18 protein-coding genes are annotated in these 18,584 nt (G+C 41.8%); 6 read left to right on the forward strand and 12 right to left on the reverse strand.

What is annotated here, in order from left to right:
• The first annotated feature begins 818 nt into the window (after window positions 1-818).
• The 3 genes from MIC7126_RS0121050 to MIC7126_RS0121065 all read left to right on the forward strand — a co-directional run bounded on the left by MIC7126_RS0121050 (window position 819) and on the right by MIC7126_RS0121065 (window position 5,643).
• On the forward strand, window positions 819-4,682 hold the full coding sequence (locus MIC7126_RS0121050; RefSeq protein ID WP_017655135.1) for a PAS domain S-box protein: 3,864 nt from the start codon (window positions 819-821) through the stop codon (window positions 4,680-4,682).
• Between the two features lie 196 nt (window positions 4,683-4,878).
• A complete protein-coding gene (locus MIC7126_RS0121060; RefSeq protein ID WP_026100433.1) occupies window positions 4,879-5,262 on the forward strand; it encodes a protein tyrosine phosphatase family protein in 384 nt (127 codons plus the stop codon).
• A 24-nt stretch (window positions 5,263-5,286) separates the two neighbouring features.
• Window positions 5,287-5,643: a late competence development ComFB family protein gene (locus MIC7126_RS0121065; protein WP_017655138.1), complete on the forward strand. Its 357-nt coding sequence runs from the start codon at window positions 5,287-5,289 to the stop codon at window positions 5,641-5,643.
• Window positions 5,644-5,736: 93 nt separating this feature from the next.
• Here MIC7126_RS0121065 and MIC7126_RS30675 read toward each other — a convergent pair whose 3' ends face one another.
• The 6 genes from MIC7126_RS30675 to MIC7126_RS0121100 all read right to left on the reverse strand — a co-directional run bounded on the left by MIC7126_RS30675 (window position 5,737) and on the right by MIC7126_RS0121100 (window position 11,448).
• A complete protein-coding gene (locus MIC7126_RS30675; RefSeq protein WP_017655139.1) occupies window positions 5,737-6,150 on the reverse strand; it encodes a HetP family heterocyst commitment protein in 414 nt (137 codons plus the stop codon).
• 776 nt (window positions 6,151-6,926) lie between these two features.
• On the reverse strand, window positions 6,927-8,111 hold the full coding sequence (locus MIC7126_RS0121075; RefSeq protein WP_017655140.1) for an esterase-like activity of phytase family protein: 1,185 nt from the start codon (window positions 8,109-8,111) through the stop codon (window positions 6,927-6,929).
• 9 nt (window positions 8,112-8,120) lie between these two features.
• Window positions 8,121-8,435, reverse strand: a complete 315-nt coding sequence (locus tag MIC7126_RS30680; protein WP_154655941.1) for a hypothetical protein — start codon at window positions 8,433-8,435, stop codon at window positions 8,121-8,123.
• Between the two features lie 47 nt (window positions 8,436-8,482).
• On the reverse strand, window positions 8,483-9,970 hold the full coding sequence (locus tag MIC7126_RS0121090; protein ID WP_017655142.1) for a TM0106 family RecB-like putative nuclease: 1,488 nt from the start codon (window positions 9,968-9,970) through the stop codon (window positions 8,483-8,485).
• A 169-nt stretch (window positions 9,971-10,139) separates the two neighbouring features.
• On the reverse strand, window positions 10,140-10,517 hold the full coding sequence (locus tag MIC7126_RS0121095) for a hypothetical protein (protein WP_017655143.1): 378 nt from the start codon (window positions 10,515-10,517) through the stop codon (window positions 10,140-10,142).
• A 43-nt stretch (window positions 10,518-10,560) separates the two neighbouring features.
• Window positions 10,561-11,448, reverse strand: coding sequence for an ABC transporter permease (locus MIC7126_RS0121100; protein ID WP_017655144.1), 888 nt, complete (start codon window positions 11,446-11,448; stop codon window positions 10,561-10,563).
• A gap of 12 nt (window positions 11,449-11,460) precedes the next feature.
• On the opposite strand from MIC7126_RS0121100, the gene MIC7126_RS29620 reads away from it, so the two are divergent.
• The gene (locus tag MIC7126_RS29620; RefSeq protein WP_081603057.1) at window positions 11,461-11,694 is read left to right on the forward strand and encodes a hypothetical protein; all 234 of its coding nucleotides are present in this window, start codon (window positions 11,461-11,463) and stop codon (window positions 11,692-11,694) included.
• Here the strand turns inward: MIC7126_RS29620 and MIC7126_RS0121110 are convergent.
• The 6 genes from MIC7126_RS0121110 to MIC7126_RS0121140 all read right to left on the reverse strand — a co-directional run bounded on the left by MIC7126_RS0121110 (window position 11,623) and on the right by MIC7126_RS0121140 (window position 15,189).
• Window positions 11,623-12,642: an ABC transporter ATP-binding protein gene (locus tag MIC7126_RS0121110; RefSeq protein ID WP_017655145.1), complete on the reverse strand. Its 1,020-nt coding sequence runs from the start codon at window positions 12,640-12,642 to the stop codon at window positions 11,623-11,625. The genes MIC7126_RS29620 and MIC7126_RS0121110 overlap by 72 nt on opposite strands.
• 75 nt (window positions 12,643-12,717) lie before the next feature.
• Complete coding sequence (locus MIC7126_RS31380) at window positions 12,718-13,206, reverse strand: hypothetical protein (protein ID WP_154655942.1); 489 nt, start codon at window positions 13,204-13,206, stop codon at window positions 12,718-12,720.
• Complete coding sequence (locus MIC7126_RS0121125) at window positions 13,203-13,631, reverse strand: hypothetical protein (protein WP_017655148.1); 429 nt, start codon at window positions 13,629-13,631, stop codon at window positions 13,203-13,205. Before MIC7126_RS0121125 ends, MIC7126_RS31380 begins: the two co-directional genes overlap by 4 nt.
• Window positions 13,631-13,843 (reverse strand): hypothetical protein, encoded by a 213-nt coding sequence (locus MIC7126_RS0121130; protein WP_017655149.1) that lies wholly within the window; start codon window positions 13,841-13,843, stop codon window positions 13,631-13,633. The genes MIC7126_RS0121125 and MIC7126_RS0121130 overlap by 1 nt, the downstream gene beginning before the upstream one ends.
• A 151-nt stretch (window positions 13,844-13,994) precedes the next feature.
• Entirely contained in the window at window positions 13,995-14,702 is a 708-nt protein-coding gene (locus MIC7126_RS0121135; protein WP_017655150.1) for an ROK family protein, read from the reverse strand.
• 244 nt (window positions 14,703-14,946) lie between these two features.
• A complete protein-coding gene (locus tag MIC7126_RS0121140; protein WP_017655151.1) occupies window positions 14,947-15,189 on the reverse strand; it encodes a hypothetical protein in 243 nt (80 codons plus the stop codon).
• Window positions 15,190-15,475: 286 nt separating this feature from the next.
• Between MIC7126_RS0121140 and MIC7126_RS28685 the strand changes: the two genes are divergently transcribed.
• Both MIC7126_RS28685 and MIC7126_RS28020 read left to right on the forward strand, forming a co-directional pair.
• The gene (locus MIC7126_RS28685) at window positions 15,476-15,928 is read left to right on the forward strand and encodes a hypothetical protein (protein ID WP_017655152.1); all 453 of its coding nucleotides are present in this window, start codon (window positions 15,476-15,478) and stop codon (window positions 15,926-15,928) included.
• Between the two features lie 217 nt (window positions 15,929-16,145).
• On the forward strand, window positions 16,146-18,452 hold the full coding sequence (locus tag MIC7126_RS28020) for a hypothetical protein (RefSeq protein WP_017655153.1): 2,307 nt from the start codon (window positions 16,146-16,148) through the stop codon (window positions 18,450-18,452).
• Window positions 18,453-18,584: the final 132 nt, after the last annotated feature.

Here is an 18,584-nt window from a genome sequence, read left to right on the forward strand (position 1 = left end):
GATTAATTTTTCCGGCAAATTATCAACAGTTTTTACTGCTGAAAAAAATTATGATATCTAGCAACAATTTACAATTTCATCAATTTGTAAATTAATAATTAGTCTTTACATTTGTCGCATCAGGAATATTGACAGTTCCAAAGCGTTGTTGTTGAAGTACATATCAGCCCCCTAAATAAATGACAACGCTTGTACATATTCTTGAGCGCTACAGCGACAAATGGCGGGGTGGGAGAGTCAAGGCGAGTGGTATGCCTCCTCCCACTCATTATTTATTGTTTAGACATCTCCAATAGGCGCTACTTTCCATTCACCCAAGCCTATTTTTATATTTTCCTTACTATCCGGCTCATCTCTGGTATCCTGAGTTAAGGGGAGTAGTTTATCGATAACTTGATCACACAATTGTGAAAGAAAGGTAATAAATACTTAGGATAATGGTAATGCTTGCCACAGGACACGCCCACCTTCGTCCTCATATATTTAACTTCATAGATTTCATAGAATTTATCCTCAAAGGATCATCAAGACCATCAATTAAGCTAATCTATTAATTTAATAGATCACATATCATCCATTGACCATAAAATGGTTTTGATCACTACAGAATGTATATTGACCACTAGCCCAGGGTGGATAATGAATTTCCGTGATGAATTATGGATATTGCCTCGTGATCTGAGCTAGTAATATCCAGTAAAACCCAGAATAAGCGCTGATTTAAGTTAAACAGCCGCCGATTATCAAGAATTTGCTTACTATAGCGGTCGCCATAGCGTCCTGATGTCATTAAGAGAATTGGAATCGACGAATTAACTATGCGATTAAATGAGCAGCTAATTAATTTGCCTAACTTATCTCATCTTATTGATCGTTATCCTTTAACGATTGACCCTGATAGTTCTCTTGTTGATGCTATTACCTTGATGGGTCAGGAACAAGATAGTGATTTAGCGCTAAATAACTTTAATTCGCAGTCCAACACCAACATCTGTAGTCGGCGAGATAGTAGTTATGTCTTGGTAGTAGAAGCAACAAAATTATTGGGGATCATTACAAAAAAAGACGTGATCAGAATCATTGCTTCTGATATGAATTTATTCAATGTGAAAGTGTCGGAGGTGATGTCGCGTCCGCTAGTTACCCTGACAGAATCAAACTCTGACGACACTTTTACTGCTTTGTTGCTATTACACCAACTCCGGATTCGTCATTTACCAATTGTGGACGAGAACGGTCAATTATTGGGGATAGTCACGGAGAATAAATTGTGGCAAGCTATTGATTTAGTCAAAATAGTCAGTGTGGTAGAAAGTCTCAATCAATATTTACAACCACCGCAAAATACACTCAATCTCAACCACAAATTTACAGGAATTTGTCCACACCAACGCCTAGAGCAGACGCGTGCTCAAACTTATCATCTGCTCAAGCAATGGGTGGAAGCACAATCTACTGAATTGAGGCTAGGGTATGAAGAGATCCAGCAAACTTTAGAAGAACTCCAGGTGGTAGAAGAAGAGTTACGTCAGCGAAACGAAGAACTAGCCACGGCTCATGAAATAGCAGAATTGGAACGCCAGCGCTATCAAGATTTATTTGAATTTGCTCCCGATGGTTATTTAGTAACCGATACTCAAGGTATTATTCAGGAAGCTAACCAAGCCGCCGCAATTATGCTTGGTGTGCAGCAAAAGTTTTTAGTGGGTAAGCCTTTAGTAGTATTTATTGCTCAACAGGACTATTCAGCTTTTATCTTGCAATTGCAGAATTGGCAACAGTTACAGCATTGGGAACTAAACTTACAACCAAGGGGTGGTGAGGCTTTCCCCGCGAGTATGAGAGCAGTTCCCATAGATAACGGCTGGCGCTGGTCATTCAGTAATATTACAGAACGCAAAATATTAGAACATACACTACGCCGCGCCCACGATGAATTAGAAATGCGGGTAGCAGAACGCACCGCCGAGCTTTGTTGTGTGAATGCACGTTTGCAAGGAGAAATTGCAGAACGCCAAAGAGTGGAAGAAGCTTTGCGACAAAGTGAAAAGCTTTATCGTGATTTGGTGGAAAGTCAATCAGAATTAGTGTTCCGCTTCGATTTAAAGGGAAAGGTTAACTTTGCCAATTTAGCAGCTAGTCGAGCATTGGGTTTATCAATTGATCAACTGCGGGATCAATCGGTATTTGAGTTTGTCCATCGAGATGATTTGCCTTATGTGATAGCAAGTATCAATAATTTAGCATCTTCACCCCAGGCGCTAAAAACTGGCGAACGCCGGATACTCACAGTTAACGGTGTGCGTTGGTTTGAATGGAACCTGACGGCTATTGAGAATAATACACAAGAGGTGGTTGAGTTCCAAGCGGTAGGAAGAGATGTCACCGAACGCAAGGAAATAGAGTCAGCTTTGCGGCAAAGTGAGGAGAAATTTCGCAATTTTGCCGAAACTATCCATGCGGTGATTTGGATGGTGAATCCAAATACATTCCATACATCTTATGTTAGTCCTGCTTATGAGGAAATTTGGCAACGCCCCTGTGAGGATTTATTAGAACGTCCCCAGGCTTGGATAGAGGCAGTACATCCAGAGGATCGGCATTTAATCAAAGTTACCCAATTAGAGCAACAACTGGACAATGGATTCACGCAAGTAGAGTATCGCATTGTGCGACCGGATGGGTCAATCCGCTGGATCTGGGATCGTTGTTTTTCGATTCACAATGAACAAGGGGAAGTTTATTGCTACGGTGGCATTGCTGAAGATATCACAGAACGGAAGCAAGCTGAAGATTCGCTGCGCCAGAGTGAGGAACGACTGAGTTTAGCTCTGGATTCTGCGGGGATGGGGATATGGGATTGGAATCTGTTGAGTCATGAAGTTGTTTGGATTCCTGATATGGAATCAGTTTGTGGTTTACCGAATAGCTCTGTATGTTCTAGTGTGGGCGACTTTGTGCACTTGATTCATCCGGAAGACCAAGAATATTTGTCACAGATGATTACGCGCAGTGTGGAAAAAGGCGTCGAATATGCGGTGGAATTTCGGGTGATTTGGCCTGATGGCAGTATTCACTGGTTGAGTAGTCGGGGTCAAGTCCACTATGACGAATTTGGTCAGCCGCTACGGATGATTGGTACAACTAGAGAGATTACTGAGCGTAAGCAAGCAGAGCAAAAAATCCGCGAACAAGCCGCACTACTTGATATTACTACTGATGCAATTATGGTGCGAGATTTGCAAACTCGGATTTTGTTCTGGAATCAAGGCGCCGAGAAACTGTATGGTTGGCAAGAGCAGGAAGCTGTGGGGAAAAAAGTCAATGAGCTGTTGTATGCAGAAAATTCTCCCCAGTTGCAAGAAGCTGTAAACACCGTCTTGGAACAAGGTGCGTGGCATGGTGAGTTAAAGAAGTTACAAAAATCTGGAAAAGAAGTAATTGTGGAAAGCCGCTGGACTTTGGTGCGGAACGCGGCGGGACAACCCATATCTATCCTCTCGGTTGACACCGACATCACAGAAAAGAAACAACTGCAAACGCAATTTTTCCGCGCTCAACGATTGGAGAGTGTGGGTACTCTGGCGGGTGGTATTGCCCATGATTTAAATAATATCTTGACGCCTATTTTGGCATCGTCACAAATGCTACGCAGGTATGAACACACTGAGGAACGTTACCAACAATTGTTAGCAATTGTCGAGAATAATGCCAAACGGGGAGGAGATTTGGTCAAGCAAGTGTTGTCATTTGCGCGGGGATCTCAAGGACAGCGGACAATCATCCAACTCAAGCATTTGATTGCTGATATCACCCAAATTGCCAAGCAGACGTTTCCTAAATTGATCGATTTTTCGGTCAACGCAGCCCCAAACTTGAATGCTGTCTATGGTGATGCTACACAACTGCACCAAGTGTTGATGAATTTGGTAGTTAATGCCCGTGACGCTATGCCAGAAGGCGGTAGCATCAACATTTTAGCAGAAAATATTTTTATTGATGAAGCCTACGCCAAGATGAATTTGGATGTGGCAGTCGGGCATTATATTGTGGTGAAGGTGGCTGATACGGGAGTGGGGATCTCGCCGGAACTGCAAGAGCGAATTTTTGAGCCTTTTTTCACTACAAAAGATGTAGGTTCAGGTACAGGGCTTGGTCTTTCAACGGCGCTGGGCATTATTCGGAGCCACGGCGGTTTTATGAATGTGTCTAGCCAAGTTAATCAGGGTAGTGAATTTAAATTGTTCTTGCCTGCGGTAGAGGCAACTCCTGCTGCAAATGCGGCAGACTCAGAGTTACCGAAAGGAAATGGGGAATTAATTTTGGTTGTAGATGATGAGGTGCAAATTCGTGATGTCATCACAATTATTTTGGAGAGTAACTATTATAGGACATTGACTGCGAGTAATGGTATTGAGGCGATCGCTACTTATGCCCAGCATAAGCATCAAATTAGTGCTGTGGTTATGGATGTGATGATGCCAGAAATGGATGGGATCACGGCTATTCGCACCTTGCAGAAGATGAACCCGTTAGTAAACGTGATCACTTCGAGTGGACTCAATACTCATGGATCGCGGATGCAAGCTATGGAAGTCCAAGTGCAAGCTGTGTTGTCAAAGCCCTACACAGCCAACGATTTATTAAATAAGTTGCACCAAGTACTTGTGTTGAACGATTAAAGTCAAGCTGTCTATCAATATATTTGCATGATTTTTGACGTGCTCATAGATGCGTCAATTTTTCTCATGGGTAATTTCCTCACAAGTTCCTCAAACTTTTCTTTTAGATTATAAATAATAGCAAATATTTCAAATTTAATTTTTGAGTGGAATTGTTCTTTCGCACTCATCATTGTTTGATAAATCGTTTGGTATGATAAATCCTGTTAGAAAGATTAATGAGCAGTTAGCTATCTCTGGACAAATCGTCCCATTTCAGTTACAACAAATTGCTGAGGACGGTTATAAATCCGTACTAAATCTACGAGCATCAGATGAGCAAGGTTGGCTTGATTATGAACAAGAAAAAACTGAGCTATTAGGCTTATGTTATGTCAATATGCCGATAAAAGCTGAGGAGATTAATCGTCAATCTACACTTTTAGCCTTTCAAGCAATTAGTGAATTACCCAAGCCAATTTTAATTCATTGCGATAATTCCCTACGTTCTGCAGCCATAGTATTATTATACATTGCCACTAAACAGGGAATTACCTTTGAAAATGCATGGCAACAAACTATAAATTTAGGATTGTTTTGAATTTGGTGATTTGTGATAATAATAATGTCTAAAAGCCTCGTCAACTTAACTAATCAATTGGTGACTCAAGAGATTGAGAGAGTTTTAGAAACTTATCCTCACCATCCATATCAAGAAATTTTTGCAAATCCTGACTTTAGGCAAAATTTAATAGTCTATGTTTTGAATAGAATTCCTAATTATTATGTATCAGTTAGCCAAGAGGAGCAAGCATTAATATCTGGAGATTATCTCCATCAATATCTGGGATATCTATCTCAAATAGAAGCAATTATCCGCCAAGGAATTGAAGATATTTTGCGCGAAGAATCAGAAGCAATCAGATTACATATTCCCGAAATCACAAATCCAGCTTTAATGGCTTCAGATTGGTTTGGTTAGTTCCTGAACAATTGAATATGACAACATAGGGGCACAGCAGTAGTAGAACAAAAGCTAAATAAAAAATAGGATGATATGCCCCTAAAAATATCGTTAACTAAATTGTATCGGCATGTTAGATGTTGTAACTGAGCGTGCCGTATTTTTGTTTTCTGAATGACGAGTTTGCTTGTGGTCGAATGTTTCTAAATAATCTAGGTCATTAATTTTGTTTAAAACCTGAGATGGATTTTTTTGATGAGAATTATGAACCGTGGATGGGATATTTGTTGATGTCTGCCTATTAGTAGATAAAGAAGAAGCAGGAGTTTGGGTATTTTCTTTGATTAATCGGCTATAAGTCCGCTGGGGAATAAAATGGAGGGGATTGTAACCAACAAAACGTAAAATTAGGACACAAGCCCAAGAGTATCTACCATCAGCAATAGCTTCAATAATCTGATTCAATTGTTCTGGACTGATAGCTTTTTGGTAATTTTTTTGAGAAGAATTTATGTCGTAGTTCATAAGCAACCCTAATTTAATTTGCCTAACTAAAGGTTGACAAGAAGTCTGAACTTGAAAAAACTGGCGTTGCGCGTCCGGGTAACAGGAGCGCAAAACTTTTCAAGATAGAGATGCAGTTTGGTCTACATCCTTTCTTCGGTAAAAATAGCCGCACTAGCCTATAGTCAACTCCTACACTTCTACATAATTCGTAATTAGAGAAGTCAGATTTTTTAGAGGTTTATGACTAGAAATCTTTGGCTAGCTTTTAGAGAACTGGTATTAGTACAGCATCGCGTAATACTTGCTGGAGGTGAAAAGCAAGGTACATAATTCAGGTGGTCAGAATTGCCAAAAATACTATTTATTCCCGTGTCTCAATTTTCCAGTTTGAGTGGTGATTTCTAACTGCTATATCCATATATTCATCCGCAATTGGTTATGGGAAACCTATGGTATTGGATGACGCACTGGGAATGTACATAAATACAGAATACTCCGTCTTTGCCCACAGTTTAGCCAAGTTGGCATTTTTTTGAAAAAAGGATATGGGTAATGGGTAATTGGTAATGGGTAATGGGTAAACAAAAATAAAAATCTAGCCTTAAATAGTACATTAGTAGGGTGCGTTGTAGCGAAGCGTAACGCACCACCAATGAAGTTAAGACGGTGCGTTAACGAAGTAACGCACCCTACAAAAATAAACATCTATTGCAACATTTTAGCTGTGTCAGTCCAGTACTTTCGCGGGAGCGCACACCCTACGAAGCTAACCCCTGACACCAAAGCATGAAAGCTTAAAATTTAGGTAATAAACGGCGGAGGAATCTGATTAAGGGTGATTCAATTTTGAGTTTAAAGGCTAATATTTGGGTGCGCTGGAGGCGGTTAAAGTTGTTGTCACTAACCAGAATTAATGTCGGTTGTCCATCTGGTAATTTTGCACCTAAGGTTAAACCTTCGATGTTGTCGAGTGGCGCTGGTATGGTTCCTAAATCTAATAGCTTTTTTTTCTGTACGGGTTTGATTGTTTTGATGTCAACAGCTAAAAGGCTATTGATGTTGTGGATGTCGTCAGCATCAGCTAAGGAAATTTCAAATAGGGAAATTGCAAATCCTAAGCCTGTGAAAGCTCGTTCTATACTGAGAAAATTTCCTTGATTATCGAGGGCGATGAAATCTGGTAAGCCGCTGGCGTATTTGCCTGTAAGGTTGAAGAGGGGCGTAATTGGTTCTGTTGGGTAAAGATATTCTTTTTCTGGTTGGTTGGTGAGCAGGTTGTATTGTAGGATGCGGCAAGGGGTGCTGATTTTTGGTTGGGCTGCTTGACCATCTTGAATTAAAGCATTTTCGGTGGCGGTAAATAATTGCTTTTCGTCGGGTGTGATGGTGAGGCTTTCAAAAGCTAAGTTGTTGCGGATTCCTTGTTTACCGTTTTTGTCTGGAAGAAATTTGTCAGGGATCGGTAGTGTTGTAATTACTTGTCCGGAAGATATTGAGAATTCTTTGATAAACGGGTTAATTAATTGTGCAGCGTCGCCTTCGGAAGAGACAAATATTGTTTCTTTACTGGTGAAGGCGATACCTTCGGTGTCACTGGTTCCTGGGGAAAACTTTTTCCCGTTGTCGTTTAATAGAGTGGTGACACCCACAGGCACAACGTCGCTATCCTTGAGTGTACCTTTGCTGAGGTCAATTTTCAAAGTGTAGAATCGCGCTGGCGCTTTTTCACTGCGATCGTCGGAGATGGCATAATAAAGATTATTCTTGGCATCATAGGTAATGCCTGATAATCCTCCCAGTTGAGTTTTTTGGAAGGATAATCCTGTGGGGAAGGTGGCTTGTCCAATGAACTCTATGCTGCTGACGATCGCAGATGCAGATGCTAAATTACTAAAGAATAAAAATAGACTGGAAATAGCAATCGGAATAATAAAATAAATAATCCTCGGCCAAGTTAAGAGTTTCTTGATTAACTGCATAAATAGCGTTTAGTTGTGCAATTCACACAACACGATATCATGCACGTGGGAGTGTGGGGAGGTGGGGAGGTGGGGAGATGGGGAGTGTGGGGAGTGTGGGGAGTGTGGGGAGTGTGGGGAGTGTGGGGAGATGGGGAGATGGGGAGATGGGGAGATGGGGAGTGTGGGGAGATGGGGAGTGTGGGGAGATGGGGAGATGGGGAGATGGGGAGTGTGGGGAGATGGGGAGTGTGGGGAGATGAGAGAATAAAAAAAGAACTTATGCTGACGCTTGCTATCTTCTCCTTCCTCCCACACCTCCCACACCTCCCACACCTCCCACACCTCCCCCTCCTCCTTCCTCCCACACCTCCCACACTTCCCCCTATCCCCTATCCCCTAGCTCCTAACTCCCTAAATTCCACCAGCCAATTTTTAACACTATGGGTGGCGCGGCAATCGTCTTCGTTGTAGAGTTTGATGGTTTCTAATAAAGTGCGATCGCCTGTTTCTAACCACTGATCATACCAGTAAATACACTTGGCACCGCTGGCTTCGGGATTGCGCCATTCAAATCCTAACCACCGAGCGATCGCTTTGAGGGCGTAACTTTCGATGGGTAAAGCGACGGATTGGGTTAATTGTTCGTATATATCCACGAACCGATTTAATACCGGATTGACTGCAGTGTGGGGTGTGCGATACAAATTTGCTAACCTTTTGACTGTATCGAATTCGTAAACGCAGAAATGATAAATCGGCGCCTGGGGATATTTCCCCACTAAATCTAGAAATTGTTGCCAAATTAAGGCTTCTTGTTCTGGTTGTTCTGCGAGGAACGAATAAAATTTTTCGGTTTTGGTTTGCGTATCGACAACCAAGACGCCTAAAAGATAATCTAAGTTTAAATCTGGTTGGGCTTCGATATCAAAGTATATTTCGATGGGAGCGCTGAAGGTAACGCTTTCTGTGTGCAGTGGGTATGGTAATACGAACGGGCGCTTTTGCAGTGAAGATTGCGCTTGTATGATTAATTTGGGTGCAACTTCCCTGTCAAACCCGACAAGATTTTCTAAAACGCTGGGGTCAGTGTGGGCGAGAGCTTCTAAACTGGTAATCTCCAGAGCTTGCAGTTGAGTGTAGCGGATGGGTGTGATGCCTGGCAAGAGTGAGAGATGTTTTTGAGCTTGTGCGATCGCATAACATTGACTATACCAGTGACACAGGTTACATTTTTGGCGAGAAATAAACACCTCTGGTGCATCAGGCGTTTCTAAAGCTTGTATCATCTCTGCTAAAATCTGCTGCATCTGTGGCGTCCATTTCAGCAAATCCACAGCATAACCTGTATCTTTGCTACGCAATTTTAGCCAAGCTATTTTAGGTCTTACCCCTTGTACTATCCCTAAAACTTGGGTGTGAAAGGCTATGACTACTTGATATTCTTGCTTCGGGCGTTTACCCAGTTCGATATTTGCTGGTACATATACCCAATCCCCAAAGCGAGATTTTCCCGGCTGTTTAATCAGTAAATCAGGACGACTGAGGCAAGTATAATCTTTATCCTCAGCAAATTCTGAGATGCTTTCACTCAAATCATGATAATTTGCTAACAGTACACCTTGATGAATATACTCAACTCCACGCTGCATCAATTCCAAAGTTGCAGCTTGACCTGCTCCCCAATTGCCTTTGGGATATTCTGGACGGCTATATGTAAACTTAGCCAAAACACCTAATTGGTAAGCGATTTTGTCTTGTTGCAGTTTGACTAACAATTCACTTGGCGCATCACGCTGACTCCTGTCACCGTGGATATCTAAAAATGGTCTACGCTTACAGCGCTGGTATTGCAGTAGAAGTTCAGCATTAATTAACATCCCTTTAAGTTAACAAGAATTACCCTCTTGTGGAAGATGAAGCAAGAGTAAATTTGTGCAATTGCTAAATTCTGCTATGGATTTGGGTGTAGAGACGTAAAATTTTACGTCTCCACAACGATTCTCATACCTAAATATGGACGTAAAGGTTAGGTATGACTTGACTTCCTCAATTATTTGGTAAAGGTTTATTCGCTGATGGTTCAGTTGAGGGCGCAACAGGTGTAGGTTTGTTTTGTGAATTTTGGAACCGTTGTTGCTGAATTTGTTTATAAGCTTCTGCGGCTTCGTCTAGTTTTTGGTTTTGTTGGTTAGCATCCCAGTTGATGTTACCAAAATTTGCCCGATGAATCAGGTCAAACATGTTAAAGTCTGAGCTATTCGGAGAATATGGATTGTTATTATCCTTTTCTGAATTGGTGCTGGGGAAGGGACTAGCAGCGCCGTAGTCAGCTAAACTGGGTTGAGCTAAGAGCAATGGAGCAAAGCTAATGCCGACAATCATGGCGATTGTCAGCTTAGTCAGAGGTAGAAACGGGTTTTTCATGTTTTTGACCCTAAAATTGTCGTGATTAAATCATGCTTATATCTTATGCAAGAGTGCGTCTGAGTTGCGGTTGAATGCTTAACAAGGCGACGAAGGCAAAACCCAGTAAGATTAATATTGCTCCCCCAAAGGTAACACTGCCCCAAGGCGCCTGCATGACTACACTTCCTAATCCCCAATTGTTGTGGAGATAGAGATAGCGGATTGGTTCAATGGCGTAGCTGAGGGGATTGAGGGTGGCGATAATTTGTAGCCATTTAGGCATGAAAGATAAGGGTGCTAGGGCGGTGCTGGCGAATAATAATGGTAAGTTAACTACAAAAATTACTGCAATTAGTTCAATATGTCCGGGTAGAGCGAAAGCCAAACCCAGAGAAATCGCTGTCACACCCAAAGCTAGCAAGAAGACAATCAGGGCGATCGCGCTTAAACCTGCTGCATCCGGTAGTCCTGCTCCTAAGAAAGCTGCAGCAACGACAATCACCGCAGCCTGCAACAAACTTTGACTAATAATAAAGATTGCCGAAGCAAAAACAATGGAAAACCGAGATGCTAGAGGCGCCACCAGCAACCGATTTAAAAAGCCGAACTCTCGATCAAACATGACGGGTAAACCAGCATTTAGTGCCCCAGCAAAAGCTGTAAAAACAATCACACCAGCACTAAGAAATTGCCCGTAATTTGTCGTATCTCCAAACATGCCTTTAGGGGCGTTTTGGAACAACGCACCAAATAGCACCAACCACATCACTGGTTGAATAATCCCTGCTACCAAGCTGGAGGGGCGGCGTTGCAATTGAATAAACAAGCGCCGAGTGAGAGCTAATGTCTCTTGTACTAAGTCACCGAAAAAATTATTATTAGTATCTATGGATACTTGCGGTGATGTTGCTGGTTGCCAATTTAGATCAGATTTTGGGGTAACGCTCATAGTAATTTGGGAATGGGGAGGTGGGGAGTGTGGGGAGATGGGGAGGTGGGGAGGTGGGGAGGTGGGGAGGTGGGAATTAAAGGGTCAGTCTTTAAGCCTCAAGCGCCAGCCTTTGAACTGGAAGCTTCCCATCACCCCATCCCCCCATCTCCCCATCTCCCCATCCCTCATCCCCTATCTCATATTCTGCTTTTTCTCGGCTTTTGGATCACGATTAGCAACTGCTGCGAGTTCCGCATCCATTAAGGTTTTACCTGTGGCGGCGAGATAAACGTCGTCCAGGCTGGGGCGGGATTGAGCGATACTAAAAATGGGCAAGCCTGCAGCATTGAGTTTTTGCTGGATAGTAATCAGCGCATCGTTTTGTGGTGTCACCACTAAGTTGAGAGAATTTCCTTGGGCGGTGTTGACGATCGCTTCTTGCACAAATGGCAGATCTTGCAGAAGATTTTTGGCAATTTCGACTTCTTCTAGGGGGGAAAATTCTCGAATGCGTAATGTGATGCGATCGCCCCCTACTTGATCTTTTAACTGCGAAGGTGTACCGTTGGCTATCACGATTCCCCGATCAATTATCGCCACGCGATCGCTCAGTGCGTCAATCTCTTCTAAATAATGGCTGGTAATTACTACCGTAGTTCCAGACGCGCGCAATTTCCGCAAGAATTCCCAGACCACAAAACGGCTTTCAATGTCAAGTCCCACCGTCGGCTCGTCCAGTACCAGCACATCCGGCGCATGAAGTAATCCAGCCGCCAAGTCTAGGCGTTTACGTAAACCCCCGGAGTAGGTTCCTGTTTTTTTGTTAGCGTATTCTTGCAAGCCGAGTAAATCTAGCACTGTGTCAATCCGCTGTTTCCCAGTAGCGTTGGGGAGATGATAAAGCGCCGCTTGCAATTGCAGCAATTCTCTTCCCGTCAGGACTTTATCTAAAGCGACTTCCTGGGCTACATAACCTAGGCGTTGTCTGGCGATTCTGGGATGATCTAACACGGAGATACCAGATACTTCGATTTTGCCAGCATCTGGTGTGGTGAGTGTACACAAGGCTCGTAAGGTCGTAGTCTTACCAGCACCGTTGGGGCCAAGTAAGCCAAAGATTTCTCCAGGTTCGACTTGGAAAGAGACATCTTTGACGGCTTCAACGCTACCGTAGGACTTTCGCAAATTTTGAATTAAAACGGCGGGAGCCATGACAGCTAATCCCTAACTATACAAATCTCAACAATATCCATCTTTATCTTAGCGGTGATGTTCGCTTCTGAAAGATTAAGGTATGGGGAGGTGGGGAGTGTGGGGAGGTGGGGTGATGGGGTGATGGGGTGATGGGGTGATGGGGTGATGGGGATTAAGCGTCAGGCTCAAAGGCTCGCGCTTGAGGTTCAAAGGCTCGCGCTTGAGGTTCAAAGGCTGACGCTTGAGGTTCAAAGGCTGACGCTTGAGGTTCAAAGGCTGACGCTTGAGGTTCAAAGGCTGACGCTTGAGGTTCAAAGGCTGACGCTTGAGGTTCAAAGGCTGACGCTTGAGGTTCAAAGGCTGACGCTTGAGGTTCAAAGGCTGACGCTTGAGGTTCAAAGGCTGACGCTTGAGGTTCCATACCCCATCACTCCCCACACCTCCCACACTCCCCACACCTCCCACACCCCCCACACCCCCCACACTCCCCACACTTCCCACACCCCCCACACTCCCCACACCTCCCACACCTCCCACACCTCCCACACTCCCCACACTCCCCACCTCCCCACCGTCGTTCACACCTCAGCAGTTGGCTTTTGGGACTCTAGCCACTGCTTGTAGGCTTCCTCATCCCCTCCAAACGAATCAACGGAAACTTGACGCTCTGGCATCGGCTTGAGGGGGGCGTTGATGGGATTATACTTGCAGTAGCAAATTACGACCATATCGTATTTTCCCATCGACACATCAGGTGTATAGGTTTCCACCCGTGTAACTTCCCAATCCCCTTTTCGATAGTGGGTGCTGTGTGCGTGTTGTTTGGGATCGTGAAGTGCTTCAACGCGAATAAACTCAGTCGGGCGATACCCTGGTTCAGGAATTTGTTTATCAGAGGAATCCCAGTGTTCAGTGAGAATCCGAGTAAGTGCTTGGGTGTGCTGTAACTTTCGGTTCTCCCATCCTTCTGCACTGGGTTCAGCCTGAAAAATAATGTACTTATGCATTAATCTAACTCCTGTTCATTTTCGTTATAAGACTTGGGAAACTCGGTTTTGCCTGCAAATACGCAATCAGCCTTGAAGATAGGCTCGTCGGGTGTCTTTTCAACTTCGATCAATTCCCAACCGTATTTGCGTGACATCTCCTCGCACTTACCTTCATCGGTAGCTGCGTGACGTGATTTGTTTTCTTCTTCGTCGTATCTAGGTTTTGGCATACTTAAATAGCTCCTAGTTCGGGTACTCGGACTTGGGAGAAGTCGTCTCGGTTGAGTGTGGCTGCACTCACCGGGGCGCATTCGATATTTATCTCAGACAGATGCTAGGCTGTATAATAGTTCAAGTGTTCTAACCTGCACAAGAGACACTCTAATTTCGCCACAAAGCAATACCACCTAATAGGCCTGTGATGTTGGGGATGAGTTTGACGTTGAGAGGGAGATGGATGTTAACTCTGACGGCTTCCCCACCGCCTATGTAGAGACAATCATAATTGAAGAGGTGTTGCAAAGAAGCGATCGCTTTTTCTAATCGCTTATTCCATCTTTTCTCGCCGATTTTTTCTAGCGTCGCTCGCCCTAGCTGTTGCTCGTAGGTTTCTCCTTTGCGAAACTGATGATGTCCCATTTCCATGTTGGGTACTAGTTTCCCGTCTACAAATAATGCGGAACCGAATCCAGTACCTAGGGTGATTACCAGTTCTACACCTTTGCCGGCGATCGCTCCCAACCCTTGCATATCTGCATCATTAATTACCCGCACTGGCTTGTTTAATTGCCTTGAAAGTACTGCGGCTAGGTCAAAACCAATCCAATCTCTGTGTAAATTGGCTGCTGTTTCTGTGACACCGCTGCGGACTACACCGGGAAATCCTACGGAGGCGCGATGAAACTCTCCCTGTGCTGCGGCTAAAACTGCGATCGCATTAATCACCATTTCTGGTGTCGCAGGTTGGGGTGTATCTAAACGCCCTCTTTCTGTTAAGGGAGTCCCCGTAACATCCAATACTATAGCCTTAACGCCGCTACCACCAATATCTACTGATAGGGTGCGAATCGATCCATTTTCTTCAACCATGAGGTTATCATCTGCTCAATGCTCGCTATTTGGTTATTATGCGCTGCTAAATCTTAGTGCTCCCCAGATGTTTGCAGATTTTTAACAAGCTGAGGAAATTTTTTTCAGCATGATCAGGAGTGTGGTATTCGTCAGCATATCTGTGAAATTTTGTTGAGATTTAGTTTGTCCCAGTAAATAACTGGAGCAGTATCCAAAAAAACCTTCTTTATCCCTTGGAACGCAACATCAATCTTCATGCTGGTTAACTGAACATACTTTCCCGTTCGTCCCACTCAGAACGCAGTTGCTCAACCCACTCTTGAGCATCCATTCCAGACAATAAATTGGGGGCTATTCCATAAAAATCGGTCACTTGACGCTTTGGTTTGGCTTGAGTTTCCGACTGTGTAGATACTTGCTCTGTTAATTGCCGAATTAATTCTAGCTGTTCCTCTGTTGATAACCCTTGGGCTTGCTTTAATATTGCTTCTAATTGGGAACTCATCAGCATTTACCCATGATAAATAGGATGAATATCAATATTTTACTTAGGAAAGAAAGCAGTTTCCTGCCACTTTCTAGGAAATGTCAGTCTATTGTGAAGCTATACTTAGTATTTTTCTTGCCAGAGTATAAAGATTTTACAGTTTTGCACGTAAAGATACTGTAAATATTGACAATTAAAAAAAGCAAACATATTTTCAAGGTTTATATTCAGCAATAAGCACTTAAGAAAAAATACTTATTTTTTCTTGAAGGGATTTGTATCTCCACTTACAACTAATCAATCCATGAAATTCAACGCAAAAATCGCTGTTGCTCTATTTGCAATCTCTGCTGGTATCTTTGGTGTTTCTTCTCAAGCATCTGCTGGTGAAGGTGCTGCTGCTGGTTCTGCTGCTTTCTCTGTAGACAGCAATGGCAAGATTACGGGCGCTGCAGTATCTGCTGCTGTAGGTAAAAATAATGCCGCAGCAACAGCTACTAACGTTTCTGTTGGCGCAGGTATTTTGGGGATCAACGTAGGTTTTACAAGCAACACAGCAACCGCAGTTGGCAGTGCTGGAGCCTTAACTGTTACAGCTAAGAATAGTGATGAACTAGGCAATATTAATATTAGTGGAGTTGTAGGTGAGATTAAAGCTGATGGTGATACACAACCAAGTACAACACAAAATAACAGTTTAAATGCAAAACCAAACTTAAACTATGGCGATACCAACTTGGTTAAACTTGGTCAATAGTTAATCGCTCGCTATCATCCCCAAAACAATCACAATTTACGCGTGATCAACAATTAGGGGGGTAATGAATACATCTACTACGCTTACTAGAGTTCAGGGTGAAAATATATTAGATGCTTCACCCTAACTAGTTCAATGTTGTTTAAATAGAGACGCGAACGTTCGTGTCTCTATTTCAAGACTATGGCATCATTAAACATAGTGTGTCATTTATCTAATGCTTTTTTTTGAATTCTCACAACTTAATACTTTATATTTAGATAATTTTGAATTTAACAATCAACTAGAGTATGTTGCAAGTCCCAAAACCAAATCTTTATTTGTAGCTGATTCATTTCCACTAATTCATGTAAAAGATTTAAAAAATATAACAAAATATACGCCTTTACATATACCCAATATCATTGTTGAGCCAAAATTCACTAGGGTAGCAGATTTAGAAACTAAACTAACTGATGTTCAAAGTTGTTCACCAGACCTGATTAGGAAACCAGAATTTACTAGAGTTGCAGATTTAGAAGCAAAAATAAACAATCTGTCTTGTGATTTAAATGAAAAAAATTATTCTTCTATTGCACAGAATAATCAACAGATTCCCAAAACAAAGCCAGAGAATACAGAGTATATTACTGCTCCTCGGATAATCCCTAAAAACAAACTTAATACCTTCTTAACTACAATACCAATCAACGGTAGAAATATTAATCATTTAACGAATAGGGATGTTATTCTAACTAATAGTTTTGGTGATGCTCAGAATAGAGTTTTTGATGTTAATGCTATCTTTAGATTAAGTGATCAGGTAGAAGAGAGTTTAACTAAAAAGAATATTTTCACGCTGCGACAAATAGGTAGCTATATACAACTACAAACTGTAAATACGAAAAAGAAAATTACAGTTAATATTCAAGAACCAAGAACTTTATTAGGTACACAAATCCAATTAAGTTTAGTTGGGTCTTGTATATTTCCTGGTACTAATCCAGATAAGCAATGTACATTTACGCCTGGAGTTGTTACCAATCGTAATGCAATTGATCAAGATACTTTACTACCTAAAGAAATTTTTCAACCTTCTCAATTAGCAAATATAGTTACACCTGAATCTTTAGCAGCTATTAAAGAGCCAGGTTTTCAACAAGGAGCTAATGGTCAAGAAGTTGGTATAAATTTATTTTTCCCCAATTCTGGTTATACATTTGGTAATTTGCAAGCAGATAAGGTTTCTATTAGAAGAACTGAAAATTTAGAAAATACACCTGTGGGGATTTACTCTACGGTTAACCAAGTTATTAAAGCCAATGATCAAGAAGCTGTTATCGGTCGTACAGTCCGCAGTTTAACGGTAATGGCTAATGATGATAATAGGTTATTAAACTCTGCTGCACAATTAGCTAGTTTATTTCTACCAGATGCTAATCCAAAGTTGGCTGATAGCTCAAAACCTGTAAATCAAAACATCAACAAAAACCTGATTTTTGCTGCAAATAATGTCTGGACGCCACCCAATAGTTTGATGTTTTATCATGCTGGTATTGGCAGAGCAAAAACTCCCCCACCTCAAGAAAATACGCCTGCTTCTACTTTTAATAGTATCTGGATTGGAACTTCACCAATATCTAAATATAGTAGATACAGTAAGTCTTATTATCAAATCTTGTCTCCTCAAAGGATAGTAAGTGCATCTGGTGCAGAAGGCGGGGCTAATTCTAATGTGAGTTTGTTATCATTAGTCAATAATCAAAGTTTTTCCACAGCAACTTTAAAAGATTATTACGCTCAAATATATCTGACAATCTCTAATCAAGATGTGAATTATATTACGTATAGTACACTGACTGAAGATAAAAAATATTATCCACATATTAGCTTTAGTGGCAATATTACCAGTAACGAAAATATCTGGCGTTACTACGCTGGCATTATCGGCGATGATAATTTAAAAGCTTATATTGGCACTGATTTTACAAGAAACACATTGGATGGATGGACTTTTTTTACTGGTGCGATCGCTTACGCAAATCCTGACAATGAATACTATAGTCAAGTACAAGGTGGCATTAGCAAAAACCTGAAATTAAATTCCCATACTAATCTGTTCTTATCCGCATCTGTTAATTATGCTTTAGACGGCGAAACTCCCGTTGATGATATTGTGATTAATTCAATTAAAAATTCACTTAATCTTAGTGCTAGAGCGAATATTGGGAATATTTCACTAGGTTTAACAAATAGTTTTGGTAATATATTGCCTAATTCTTCTCAAAACAGTTTGACAACAGATTTAACAATTACGTTCAATCAAAATTTTCAAATTTCGGGATACTATACACCTATTAATGAAAATTTTACACGCTCTCGATATGGCGCTAGTGCTTTGTTAAAATTTGGGGATAATAATAAATTTTCAATACTCAGTTTTTCCTGGACTAATAATGAATATATTTTTGGAAAAGACGCTGATGGTAATCAACTCAGTGACACCAATAATACATTTTTTATTCTATTAAGAAGTAACTTATAGCAATCCGATTTGATTTGGAGAAAAAACCTCAGTATATGTATGAGAGCAAGTGGCGTGGAAACCCCCTCCGGGTGACGCTACGCACAGTCGCTCTAAGCGTACTCCTACGGAGAAGCAAGCCACGTGTAGCGT

This window comes from Fortiea contorta PCC 7126, assembly GCF_000332295.1.
GTDB lineage: Bacteria > Cyanobacteriota > Cyanobacteriia > Cyanobacteriales > Nostocaceae > Fortiea > Fortiea contorta.